At 44.5% G+C, this 12,558-nt stretch carries 11 protein-coding genes and 1 pseudogene; 6 read left to right on the forward strand and 6 right to left on the reverse strand.

Going from position 1 to position 12,558, the window contains the following annotated elements; all coding sequences use genetic code 11:
• Positions 1-34: 34 nt before the first annotated feature.
• Entirely contained in the window at positions 35-871 is an 837-nt protein-coding gene (locus OKS35_RS12090) for an aldo/keto reductase (RefSeq protein WP_214684966.1), read from the forward strand.
• Between the two features lie 34 nt (positions 872-905).
• On the opposite strand, the gene OKS35_RS12095 is transcribed toward OKS35_RS12090, so the two are convergent.
• The 4 genes from OKS35_RS12095 to OKS35_RS12110 form a co-directional block, all read right to left on the reverse strand.
• Complete coding sequence (locus OKS35_RS12095; RefSeq protein ID WP_078146002.1) at positions 906-1,718, reverse strand: MetQ/NlpA family ABC transporter substrate-binding protein; 813 nt, start codon at positions 1,716-1,718, stop codon at positions 906-908.
• Between the two features lie 20 nt (positions 1,719-1,738).
• Positions 1,739-2,401, reverse strand: coding sequence for a methionine ABC transporter permease (locus tag OKS35_RS12100; protein ID WP_214784498.1), 663 nt, complete (start codon positions 2,399-2,401; stop codon positions 1,739-1,741).
• The gene (locus OKS35_RS12105; protein WP_214784502.1) at positions 2,394-3,140 is read right to left on the reverse strand and encodes a methionine ABC transporter ATP-binding protein; all 747 of its coding nucleotides are present in this window, start codon (positions 3,138-3,140) and stop codon (positions 2,394-2,396) included. Before OKS35_RS12105 ends, OKS35_RS12100 begins: the two co-directional genes overlap by 8 nt.
• 109 nt (positions 3,141-3,249) lie before the next feature.
• Complete coding sequence (locus OKS35_RS12110; protein WP_214784505.1) at positions 3,250-3,990, reverse strand: hypothetical protein; 741 nt, start codon at positions 3,988-3,990, stop codon at positions 3,250-3,252.
• A 194-nt stretch (positions 3,991-4,184) separates the two neighbouring features.
• On the opposite strand from OKS35_RS12110, the pseudogene adhP reads away from it, so the two are divergent.
• The 4 genes and pseudogenes from adhP to OKS35_RS15365 all read left to right on the forward strand — a co-directional run bounded on the left by adhP (position 4,185) and on the right by OKS35_RS15365 (position 7,416).
• Positions 4,185-5,213 (forward strand): annotated as a pseudogene (adhP, locus tag OKS35_RS12115) (alcohol dehydrogenase AdhP).
• 113 nt (positions 5,214-5,326) lie between these two features.
• Positions 5,327-5,752, forward strand: coding sequence for a MarR family winged helix-turn-helix transcriptional regulator (locus tag OKS35_RS12120; protein ID WP_214784508.1), 426 nt, complete (start codon positions 5,327-5,329; stop codon positions 5,750-5,752).
• Positions 5,753-5,861: 109 nt separating this feature from the next.
• Positions 5,862-6,389, forward strand: coding sequence for a CarD family transcriptional regulator (locus OKS35_RS12125; protein ID WP_143180210.1), 528 nt, complete (start codon positions 5,862-5,864; stop codon positions 6,387-6,389).
• Between the two features lie 112 nt (positions 6,390-6,501).
• Positions 6,502-7,416 (forward strand): methyl-accepting chemotaxis protein, encoded by a 915-nt coding sequence (locus OKS35_RS15365; RefSeq protein ID WP_159563230.1) that lies wholly within the window; start codon positions 6,502-6,504, stop codon positions 7,414-7,416.
• A 71-nt stretch (positions 7,417-7,487) separates the two neighbouring features.
• On the opposite strand, the gene OKS35_RS12140 is transcribed toward OKS35_RS15365, so the two are convergent.
• Positions 7,488-8,987, reverse strand: a complete 1,500-nt coding sequence (locus tag OKS35_RS12140; RefSeq protein WP_214784510.1) for a malate:quinone oxidoreductase — start codon at positions 8,985-8,987, stop codon at positions 7,488-7,490.
• Positions 8,988-9,205: 218 nt separating this feature from the next.
• On the opposite strand from OKS35_RS12140, the gene OKS35_RS12145 reads away from it, so the two are divergent.
• A complete protein-coding gene (locus OKS35_RS12145) occupies positions 9,206-9,619 on the forward strand; it encodes a (deoxy)nucleoside triphosphate pyrophosphohydrolase (protein ID WP_214684951.1) in 414 nt (137 codons plus the stop codon).
• An 18-nt stretch (positions 9,620-9,637) separates the two neighbouring features.
• Here the strand turns inward: OKS35_RS12145 and OKS35_RS12150 are convergent, their stop codons facing one another.
• The gene (locus OKS35_RS12150; RefSeq protein WP_214684950.1) at positions 9,638-12,517 is read right to left on the reverse strand and encodes a DUF3427 domain-containing protein; all 2,880 of its coding nucleotides are present in this window, start codon (positions 12,515-12,517) and stop codon (positions 9,638-9,640) included.
• Positions 12,518-12,558 lie beyond the last annotated feature (41 nt).

Here is a 12,558-nt window from a genome sequence, read left to right on the forward strand (position 1 = left end):
AGAAGAGAACGGATTTTGAATGGGGAGGCATTTGATGGGTATTCCAACAATCAAGCTACATGACGGTTATGAGATTCCGGCCATCGGACTCGGGACGGTTTATTTAAAAGGTGAAGCAGGGGTCGACGCCATCACGTGCGCCATCCGGAACGGATATCGACTCATCGATTCGGCGATTCGCTACGATAATGAAGGCGCGGTCGGTGAAGCGGTTCGCCAATCCGGCATCCCGCGTGAACAACTTTTCTTAACATCGAAACTGCGCGCGCAATATTATGACTACGATCAGGCGCTCGAGATGATTCGAGAGTCCCTATATCGAGCGAACCTCGACTATTGGGATTTGTTCCTCTTGCATTGGCCAAACCCGAAACAAGACAAGTACGTTGAGGCATGGCGTGCCTTGATTCAAGCGAAGAAAAACGGATGGATCCGCTCTATTGGGGTATCGAACTTCATGCCGGAGCACCTTGACCGCTTGATTGAAGAAACGGGAGAAACACCGGTCATTAACCAAATCGAGTTACACCCGTACTTCTCTCAAGTCGAACAGCGGAAAGCCGATAAAGAACGCGGCATCATCACAGAAGCGTGGAGCCCGCTCAGTCGCGCCCGCACGGTCATCCATGACGAAAAGATCACCGAGCTCGCCAAACAAAAAGGAAAGAGCGTGTCTCAAGTCATCTTGCGTTGGCACGTGCAGCTTGGTGTCATCCCGCTCGCCCGCTCGTCTAGCGAGTTGCACCAAAAAGAGAATCTCGACGTCTTCAACTTCGAATTGACGGATGAAGAGATGGAGACGCTCAATGCGTTGACGAAGCAGGATGGTCGCATCGATGACCAAGACCCGCGAGAATACGAAGAGTACTAAAAAAGATTGAGCCTAGATGGCTCAATCTTTTTGTTTAAAACGCCGGAATGGCCGTTTCATCATAGTTTTCTTGCAAGAACGCACGGACTTCGTCACTTGTGAGCGCTTCGCCGAGTTTTTGGATCGCTTCGTCATCCTGGTTGTCTTCACGTGCGACAAGCGTGATGGCGAAATCATTCTCGACGCCTTCTGTTAAGAGTGCGTCACTCTTCGGTGTCAAACCGAGCGGTGCAGCGTAAGCCGGTGTCATCAAGACCGCATCGACATCATCGTACGCGCGCGCGAGCATCAATAAGTCGACTTCTTCAAATTTGAAGTTTTTCGGGTTCGATGTGATATCGGCCTGTGTATAGTACGTGCCTTCTTTCTCTCCGAGCTCGATCACATCATGTTGTGCGAGAAGGGAGAGCGAACGGTCGATGTTCGATACGTCGTTGGCGATCGCAATCGTTGCGCCTTCCGGAATGTCTTCCATCTTGTCATAGTTTTTTGCGTATACACCATAGTTTGCGAAATAAATCGGTTCGATTGGAACGAGATTCGCATCGTTGCTGCGGTTGAACTCCTCCATGTACGGAACGTGTTGGAAGAAGTTCGCATCGACTTCTTTCGCCGCAAGTGCCGAGTTCGGTTGAACGTTGTCTCCGAGAACGACGATTTCGAGTTCGATGTCGTCTTCCGCGAGCTGTTCTTTCGCGATTTCAAGCATATCTGTCATCGGTGGGATGAGTGATGCGACTTTCAATGTCTGTGGTTCATTTGCTTGTTCCGTTTGTGTTTCTGTATCGTTCCCACATGCTGCGAGGACGAGTGTGAGTGAGGCAAGAAGAGCCATCAATTTTTTCATATTCATTTCCTACTTTCTATTTAGCGTTTGTCGATGATGCGTGCCACGGTCGTGCCCGTGAATTGAATCAACTGTACGAAGACGAGCATGATGAGAATCATATAGAGCATGAGTTCTGTCTGAAATTGTTGATATCCATAACGGATGGCAAAGTCACCGATGCCACCACCCCCGACGACTCCCATAATCGTCGAGTATGAGATAAAACTGATGATGGATGTAGTCAATCCAAGGACAAGACCGGACCGGGCTTCCACATATAGAAACTTAAAGATGATGTCTTTAACCGTTGCGCCCATCGAGAGTGCCGCTTCGATGACCCCGCGTGGGACATCAATCAACGACTGTTCGACGAGGCGCGCATAATGTGCAATGGCAATGATGGAGAGCGGCACTGTCGCTGCTGCTGTTCCGATGGCCGTCCCGATAATAAGCCGTGTAAATGGAATCAAAAACACGACGAGTAACAAGAACGGGAAAGACCGGACGATGTTCACGACCAGATTGAGGACGGAGAAGACGATTTGATTCTCTAACAATTGTCCTTTACGCGAAAGGTAAAGCCACGTGCCTAATGGCAATCCGACTAGAATAGCGGCGAGAATCGATACCCCGACCATAATGAACGTCTCGGCAATGGACTGCCAAATCTCTGATTGATAGCGGACCAAGATTTCAGGCATTCGCTTCACCTTCCTCTCGCAACTGTTCGACGAACCAACTTGGATTCTGATCAATGGTGACCACCCCTGTCGGCTCCCTCTCAATCGTCTCATGAACGGATCCGTCTGCCATGACGGTGACGCGATGACAGATTTGACGGATGACATCCATCTCATGCGTGACGAGAACGACGGTGACACCGAGTTGTTCGTTGACCGACTCGAGGACACGCAGCACTTCTGCCGTCGTATTCGGGTCGAGAGAAGAGGTCGGTTCATCGCAGAGGAGTACGCTCGGTTCGCTCGCGAGTGCCCTTGCGATCGCGACACGTTGCTTCTGTCCCCCACTCAACTGGGAAGGATATTTATCGCGATACGCTTCGAGTCCAACGAACCGGAGACATTCCATCACGCGTGTCTCCCATGATGATTTCGTCCGTTTGGCAAGCTTCAGTGAATCGAGGACGTTATCAAAGACGTTCTTATTCGCAACAAGATTAAATTGTTGAAAAATCATACCGATTCGATGTCGCTTCTTGCGTAGTTCCCGGTTGGAGAGTTCGGTCAACTGGTCGCCATCGACCGTGACGCTCCCAGCATCCGGTTTCTCCAACAAATTCATCAATCGAAGAAGCGTCGACTTCCCGGCACCGCTCGCGCCGATGATGCCGTAAATCTCCCCTTTTCGAATATGAAGCGATACATCGCGGACGGCCATCTCTTGTCCATAACGCTTATGGACGGACGACAATGTGATCATGGCGGACATCCTTTCTACATCTCGTGAGTGAGTCAACCGTTTATCATTTTATCGAAGTAAAGAGTCGGTGTCAGTTCATGTGCTCACATGAAAAGAACCCCCCTGCGGTTCAGAGTGGATGTCTTTTGAAATGTTCAGCAATGTGTCGTTTCATGGCGTCTCGATTTTCGGCGAAGATGCGATGGCGATGACCGTTCCCACCAGACGGATGTGGAAACCCACTCACTACGCGATCTTGATCCAAGAGCCCTCGCTCAACCAATAACTCCACGGCTCGCCTCACGTTCACGCCCATCGGTAGGATGAGTGCATCTTGAAGATGGGCCATCTCTTCTGCGAAGATTCCTTCTACGTATGGTCGAAACAGCTCTGTTCGAATCATATCCGGGCTCGATCCGTTATAGTTCTTGCCTTTATAGAAGACGGGATAAGGGAGGACCGCCGTGTTTTGAACGAGATGGTTCGCTGATCCAAACAAATCGAGGGATGATTCAATTCCCAAATGATGATGTAACTCCAAATCATCCAGCATCGTCACTAAGTTCTTTCGAATCGGACCGGAAAAACTGCCACGTTGTTTGACGGCTCGAAGCGCCTCTTCGTCTGTTGCATCCTTCAAGTCACGGATTGCCTCGAACGACTGACGCATTTGATACAAGCCTGGCGTGATTCCCGCGATGACGACTTTCGCGTTTGGATTGATGTATTCAAACGGTGCGTAATAGATCTCAAGTTGTTTCTTTTCATCACGGTCTAACAAAAAGTCTTCATTTTTCAACGTCTCTTCTTCTAAATTTGATAGCTGCAAAATCTTTGATTTATATGTGTGAAATAACGCTATTCGTGTCATATAAATAACACTCCTTTCGTCTACTTTCTCTATCTCTATTTCCCTAAATCTTTGTGTGAGAAAAGTTCATCTTTCAGACAAATGCCCTATAAAAATAAAGCGTTTTCATTCCATTTTTTGTGCTATCCTGACGATGTGATTGAGAAGGGTTTTCCATCAGGTTCGCTAAATTTTCACAAGGAGTGTGTTCAAACATGAGCGCAGTCATTGTCAATTCAGCAAGCAAGGCCAACATCGAAGTTGTCGAAAAGGAACTACGTCCATTACAAGCAGGCGAAGCGCTCGTCGATGTCGAGTACTGTGGCGTATGTCACACGGATCTTCACGTCGCAGCTGGTGATTTCGGAGATGTCCAAGGACGCGTGCTCGGTCATGAAGGGATTGGGATCGTATCTCAAATCGCCGACGATGTCACGAGTTTGAAAGTTGGCGATCGCGTCAGTATCGCTTGAATGTATCATGCATGTGGTCGTTGCGAATATTGTACGACAGGCCGAGAGACTTTCTGTCGAAACGTTCAAAATGCCGGATATAGCGTGGACGGCGGGATGGCTGAACAAAGTATCGTCGTGGCCGACTATGCCATCAAAGTACCTGACGGATTGGACCCTGCGCAAGCTTCGAGCATCACATGTGCCGACGTCACGACGTATAAAGCCATCAAAGTTGCCGACGTGAAACCTGGGGAGACGGTCGTCATCTACGGTTGCGGTGGACTCGGCAACCTGGCCATCCAATATGCGAAACACGTCTTCAACGCACACGTCATCGCCGTAGATTTGAACGATGATAAGCTCGAACTCGCCAAAGAGAGTGGAGCTGATTTGACGATTAACCCATCGACTGAAGGAGATGCAGCTGACATCGTACAAGAGAAGTTCGGTGGGGCTCATGCCGCTGTCGTCACAGCCGTCTCAAAAATCGCCTTTAATTCTGCAGTCAATGCAGTCCGAGCATGTGGGAAAGTGGTCGCCGTCGGTCTTCCTTCTGAAACGATGGACTTGAACATCCCTCGTCTCGTCCTCGATGGAATCGAAGTCGTCGGCTCACTCGTCGGGACACGTAAAGACTTAGAAGAAGCCTTCCAGTTCGGGGCAGAAGGGCTCGTCGTGCCTGTTGTTCATAAACGCTGTCTTCACGAGGTGCAAGACGTGTTCGAAGAGATGGAGCAAGAGAAAGTCCAAGGACGCATGGTCATCGACTTCAAAAATAAAGACTGCTAATCGGAACGGGGCCTCGTGCCTCGTTTTGTTCTAGATTGACGTTGACGGGGTATAGTTGCTTTTGTATAGTTAGGAACGTCTAAAAGCCGGAAATGAAAGAGGAGTGACTTGATTTGACTCCATCAACGTCAACCCGTCTACTTGATTTATTGTCAGAGCGAAATGATCAAGTTCGACGCATGAGTGAACAATCTTGGAATGAACAAAGTGATATCCAACTCTCGAACTCGGAGTGGTATATTCTCGCGACACTTTATCAGTCGAAAACAACAATTGCCGAAGTCACGCACAGTGTCCATATTTCTCGACAAGCGACTCATAAACTGATCAAGAACCTAGAGAGTAAAGCGCTCGTTCTCGTGACAGACCATCCACAAAATCGAAAAGACAAATGTATCGAGTTGACCTCGCTCGGTCACACTTGTTATGAGCAAAACGAGACGCTCAAAGCACAACTTGAGCAACGGATCCAAGAAAGCATCGGCCAAGAGGCGTTTGAACAACTGAAAACCATTCTACGCTTGGATTGGAAACTATGACCGTGTCAGCTTGATGGTGACACGGTTTTTCATATGCATACATGGACAAAAACGTCAACCGAGTTGACATTTCATCTTCTGAATGACTATGCTTAGAGGTAAGGAAGAGGTGATCGACTTGTTTAAAACTGGAGACTTAATCATCTACTCGACCCATGGAGTATGTCGCATCGACGACATTTCGGACAAAACGGTCGCAGGAGAGACGAAATCGTACTATACGCTTCACCCCATCAACAACTCACAAAAGTTGCAAATCAGCATTCCTGTCGATAATGACAACGTGATGATGTTGACGTTACTGGAAGCAGACGAGGCATCAGAGATTTTAGAGTCGTTCCGCTCGCCTGGCGTGGAATGGAATCCACATTCCAACAATCGCAATCGTGAATTTTTGAATGTCGTGCATTCAGGAAACCGTCACGAGATTGCCCAAGTGGTCAATACATTGAGCCGTCGACAAATCGAGGCGCTTCAAGCGAACAAAAAGCTATACGAACAAGATCGTAAAATTTTAGAGAATGCCAAAACGATTTTGGTGAAAGAGCTCTCCCTTGCCCTCGAGCGTTCAGAGAGCGACATCGAGCGCACGATTGGCGAGTACTTACATGAAAGCATGGCGACACTCACACCTTGACCTCTTCCAGTGGAAGTGGTCTTTTTTTGTTCTATTAAAATAATATACTTTTTTTTACATTTTTCGGGTATCCTAAAACAAATATACCTTATGATATAGGGAGGATGTTAGGATGCAACTGCACTCTAGTACGACCCATGTCACCGACACGCACGTCGTTCGGGCAATCGAAAACAATCTGGCCATCATTCGCTTTGATGAAAATCGCCGTGTCGCCTACGTCAATGAGATTTTTGCCAAAACGATGGGCTACGAAGTCAAGGAACTGATGGGACGCCCCCATCGTGATCTTTGCTTGCCCGAGTTCGCGAACAGTCCCCAATACGACCTGTTTTGGCGTAAGCTCATGCAAGGGTTGAGTTATCACGACAAGATTGAACGACGTGCCGCTGATGGTCATAGTGTCTGGCTAGAGGCGACCTACATGCCGATCTTCGATGATGCCCACCAGAACGTCATCGGCGTCTCAAAGATTGCAGCCGATATCACGTCACGGCAACAAGACGTACTCCACATGGCGAATAATCTTCAAGAGACGTCTGAATACTTATCTGCCCAGTCCCAAATCGGGAAACAAGACGGAGAACACGTACTCGAAAACGTCAAACTGATTGAACAAGAGTCGACTCAAAACCTAGAGCATTTACATGCTCTCCAACAAGAGGCGAAGACGATCACGGATATTGTCCGAACGATTCGTGAAATCGCTGCCCAAACCAACCTTCTCGCACTCAATGCCGCAATCGAGGCGGCACGCGCAGGTGAACATGGACGCGGCTTCAATGTCGTCGCGACAGAGGTGCGCAATCTTTCAAACAAAGTCTCACTCTCCATTACAGAAGTGAACAACAACATTGAAGGCATTGTGAAACGCATCGATGACGTGTCGATGAGCATCGGACGAATTTCTCATAAAGTCAAAGATAGCTCGGGACAACTCGAGCATACGGTCCGAGAGTTCGAAAAATTAGCAGATTCAGCCGCTACACTCGAACAGCAGGCAAAGACGTTTCTCAAAATGGTATGAGCGGCCCGATAGGAGGTCGCTTTTTTCTATACAAAAGACGAGCATACGATTGTATGCTCGTCTTGAATCAATTAATTGTGGACCATGTCCTTTTCCTCTAAACCGAGCGTGACCGCCGTCGATTCGTGAATCGTCTTGAATAAATCCGGGTGTTCCGACAGCTTCAATCCATACGACGGTACCATTTCTTTGATTTTCGCTTCCCACTCCGGTAAGTGTTGCGGGAAGCACTGCTCGAGCACTTTCAACATGACGTGCACGGCCGTCGATGCGCCTGGAGAAGCACCGAGAAGCGCCGCGACCGACCCATCTTCGGCACTGACGACTTCCGTTCCGAATTGAAGCGTTCCTTTTCCTTGCGGTGTATCTTTGATGACCTGCACACGTTGCCCTGCCACGACGATCTCCCAATCTTCATTCTTGGCATTTGGGATGAATTCACGGAGTTCATCCATCCGTTTGTCGTGAGATAAGAGTACCTGCTCGATCAAGTATTTCGTAAGTGGCATCTCTTTCGCCCCTGCGGCAAGCATCGTGATGACGTTGTTCGGCTTGACCGAACGAATCAAATCCAAGTTCGATCCTGTTTTTAAGAATTTCGGCGTGAAGCCGGCGAACGGTCCAAACAGCAACTCTTTGCGTCCATCGATAAAGCGGGTGTCGAGGTGAGGGACCGACATCGGTGGTGCCCCGACTTTCGCCTTTCCGTAGACCTTCGCATGATGTTGCTCGATGACCTCACGATTTTTGCAAACGAGGAAGAGGCCGCTGACCGGGAATCCACCGATTTGTTTCGATTCCGGAATCCCTGTCTTTTGTAAGAGCGGCAAACTGCCACCACCGCCTCCGATAAAGAGAAACGGTGCCGTATGCGTCTCAATCGTATTCCGAGACATGTCTTTCACTTTCACTTCCCAATGACCGTTCTCGAGGCGCTTCACGTCCTCGACGCTATGACCGTAGTTGAGCTCGACCCCGTTCGATGTGAGATGGTCAAACAACATACGTGTCAATGCGCCAAAATTCACGTCTGTTCCTGAGTCGATTTTCGTCGCGGCAATCGGTTCATCCGATGTCCGTCCGTCCATGATGAGCGGGATCCATTCCTGTAATTGACTCGGATCGTCTGATAAGACCATCCCTTCAAACAACGGATTCGTTGTGAGCGCTTCCAAACGGCGTTTCAAGAAATCGACGTTCTTCTCCCCTTGGACCATGCTCATATGTGGGATTGAACGAATAAAGGCTCCTGGATTTTCAATCAGTCCTTGCTTGACGAGGTGCGCCCAAAACTGGCGCGAGATTTGGAACTGCTCGTTGACGTTGACCGCTTTGGAGATGTCAATCGTCCCGTCTGCTTTCTCTGTTGTATAGTTTAATTCGCAAAGTGCGGCATGTCCCGTACCTGCGTTATTCCATTCGTTTGAACTTTCTTCCCCTGCTGCATCGAGCTTTTCGAACACTTTGATGTTCCACTCCGGTACGAGCTCTTTAAAGAGTGAACCGAGCGTTGCGCTCATAATCCCTGCCCCAATCAAAATGACGTCTGTTCTCGTTTGCGTACTGCTCATGAAAACCCCATCCTTATCCCCTGAATTTTTTGTCATACGATTGAAGAATCCCCATTCCTCAATCATATATTTTATAATCGTTATACCGATTATAACTCTTTTGTGATGAATGATAAGGGGTTTAGTGCGAAAAAATTCTTTAAGTGAAGTTTGAATTTATAATGAAAAGACGAATGTTATGATGGATGTAATCAAATCTCAAAAATGAGGGAGTATCAATGAAAAAAACAGTAAAAGTGGTAGCAGCAGTTATTGAAAATGAAAAAAAGGAAATTCTTTGTGCACTTCGTTCAACAACAATGCTAATTCCAAATATGTGGGAATTTCCCGGAGGAAAAGTCGAGGATGGTGAGAATCTACAAGAAGCACTCGAGCGTGAAATATACGAAGAACTACAATGCGAAATTACTGCGCATGAAATCATTAACGAACACGTTCATGAATATGAGTCTTTTATTATTCAATTGATTTCACTACGTGCTGAATTAAAATCAGGAAATCCCGTAGCAACAGAACATGATGCATTAATCTGGCTAAAGCGTGAAAATTTACATTCTCTTGTATGGGCACCAGCCGACATACCTGCAGTAAATGATGTGATTAATCAAATAACTAAAGCCGAGAACGTATAAGGTACGCCTCGGCTTTTTTTAATGTGTTTTCTCATGCAAGTAATCATATATCTGTTGATCGACACTCTCTTTTAGCATTAAATTCATCGTGACTACAGGAAGTTCTTGACCATTTTTATTTAGCATTGTTGTGTTTTGTATAGATTGTTGATCGGGTTTCACTTCACCTAAATAATAAAAATCTCCGCCTTCATCGTCATCTTTTTTCACAAATAGATGGATATCAATGTTTTCTTTCTCTGAATCAATAATTTTACGTACTTCTTCAGATTTTGTGGTTCTTCGACTTCGAGTATACCAATGAAATACCTCTGGACTAATAAAGGAATCACCATAATTAACACTAGCTTCAACGTCTTCACTTTTATGATACGTTACAAATATAGGACATGTATGATGCTTAACTTTATAACCATACATTGTAGATTGCTCTTCTTTTTCCCAATTTAATAATCGACATACATCTTTTCTCGTATACTTTTCCAATCTCGTTAACGGTTTTGTTTGATTATATCGTTTACTTCTTAGGATTGATGCTTCTAGTAAGTCGTTTAATAACTTAGCAAACCACTCATTTTGTAACATAGTTTGTATATGTGAAGATAATCGATACGTGTCACGATCAAATTCAATATACGGCTTATTACTATATTTCTTTCGGTCTGCATCGTTAAAGAAATTTAAAGATAATACATTCTCTACTGATTTGAGCGTTGCATCATCTACTCGAACATGATGATCATGTAAGTAGTTAATAAAATTGAATTTACTTATAGAGAGATCAGATACCAAAAGTTTTAACAAATAAATCTCATGTATTCTTTTACCTGATAAAAGTTCTTGGGTTGCCATAAGTAAAATTTGCTCTTCTTCTTTCGAAAGAGGAGGCACTTCACTTTCAACAACTCTTAAAAAAGCACCATAATGTCCATTTTTAGTTGCTATAACAACCGGATCCATTGAGTGATTATCTATAAAGTCAGTCAACATAGGTTGTCTACCTAATCGATTTTTCAAGTTCTGATATGCTTCTTTTAAAGTTTTTAAATCGGTTAATCTTGCTTGGTTGATTGATTCATAAATTCGTTCTTTAGCAACCGCTTCAAAATTAATAGTTGATGTACCAGAGATATAGCTCCGATCGATTACTTTACGACGAATAGAATCTTTATTTTGAGAACGATCACCTGAGAGAGCAATTGGAATTAAATAATTATTTTTATAGTTTGCTATAAAATCAATAACGGTTACATATCGTTTAGATTTATGCTTTCGTAAGCCCCTTCCTAATTGTTGAATAAAGATAATACTCGATTCAGTTTGTCGAAGCATTACAACTTGATTAATGCTTGGTATATCGATCCCTTCGTTAAATATGTCCACAGTGAGAATATAGTCGAGTAATCCCTGTTCTAGATTATTTACCTCTTGCTTTCGTTTTGCTTGAGCATCATTCCCGGTTAAAGCACATGTTTTAAAGCCTCGAGCATTTAATTGCTCAGACAAATATATTGCTTCTTTTTTAGAACTGCAGAACATTAGTCCTCGCAACTTTTCACCTGAATAGCCGTAGTATTTAATCTTTTCAATAATCCGCTCAACTCTTTCAGTTGATACAAGTTTTTGGAACACTTCAATTTCTTTTTGCTCCCCATCAATTTCAAGATCAGTTACCCCGAAATAATGGAATGGACATAGCATATTTTCTTCAAGTGCTTCTTGTAAACGAATTTCATATGCAATGTTGTAATCGAATAGTCTGAACAAATCATATCCATCTGATCGTTCAGGAGTAGCGGTCATTCCAAGTAAGAACTTCGGAGTGAAATATTCTAACAGTTTTTGATATGTATTGGCTCCGGCCCGATGACTTTCATCAATCAACATGTAATCAAAAGTTTCTTGTGCAAATTGATATAAAGTTTCATCCTTTGAGATGGTTTGAATCGTTGCAAACACATATTTAGAGTCAATTACTCGACTTGTTCCTGACAATATACCGTAATCTTCAATGTTCCCACCAATCACTTTATGAAAATCATTTATGGCTTTTTTCAAAATTTGTTCACGATGGACTACAAATAACATTCGCTTCGGTTCATATCGACGAACATCAAATGCAGCTAAGTATGTTTTCCCAGTCCCCGTAGCTGATACAACAAGTGCGCGTTGATGACCTTGCTGTCGGACTGCGTCAATACCGTCTAAAGCAGAACGCTGCATGTCATTCGGCTTAATTTCAAGCTCCCGCTTGACTTGATTAAAATCGTGCATACTTGGAAACTCAGCAACTCGATCTCTAACCATTGGACGATATACATTTTCATAGGCTTTAATCCATTCTAAGGTTAGAGGAATCGATTCATTCCACATTGTTTCGAATCGATTGAAAAAGTGTTGAACAATTTCACCGTTTTCATGAGATGTTAGTTTAATATTCCATTCGTAGTTTGTTTTTAATGCTCCTGCAGTTAAGTTTGAACTACCAACAATTAATGAAAAGTAGCCTTCATGTTGAAAAATATATCCTTTTGAATGAAATGCATTCACATCTGCAATTTTTACGTCAACATTCGAAATTTTCAAAAGTTCTTTGAACATTTTTGGCTGATTAAACAGTTGATATGTAGAAGTGATAATCTCGCCTCGAATACCTTTTTGATTTAAGTCATATAATGTTGATTTAAGTGTTGCCAGTCCTGATTCTGTAATGAACGCAACAGCAAATCGAAACTTCTTACAAATTTTCAATTCATCGAGTAACGCGGTCAATACATCCTGTCTTTTAACTCGTTCGTTTACTAAAAGTTCTGGTTTAAACGGACTAGAATGATAATGATCTTTATCTATAAACCCAGTATAAAGAGAGTTTTCTAATTGTCTTTTCAAATGATCCATTTGTTCCTCCTACTTATCATTAAGTAAATTGAAATATATTC

The organism is Exiguobacterium sp. N5 (assembly GCF_025842465.1).
Classification (GTDB): domain Bacteria; phylum Bacillota; class Bacilli; order Exiguobacteriales; family Exiguobacteriaceae; genus Exiguobacterium; species Exiguobacterium profundum.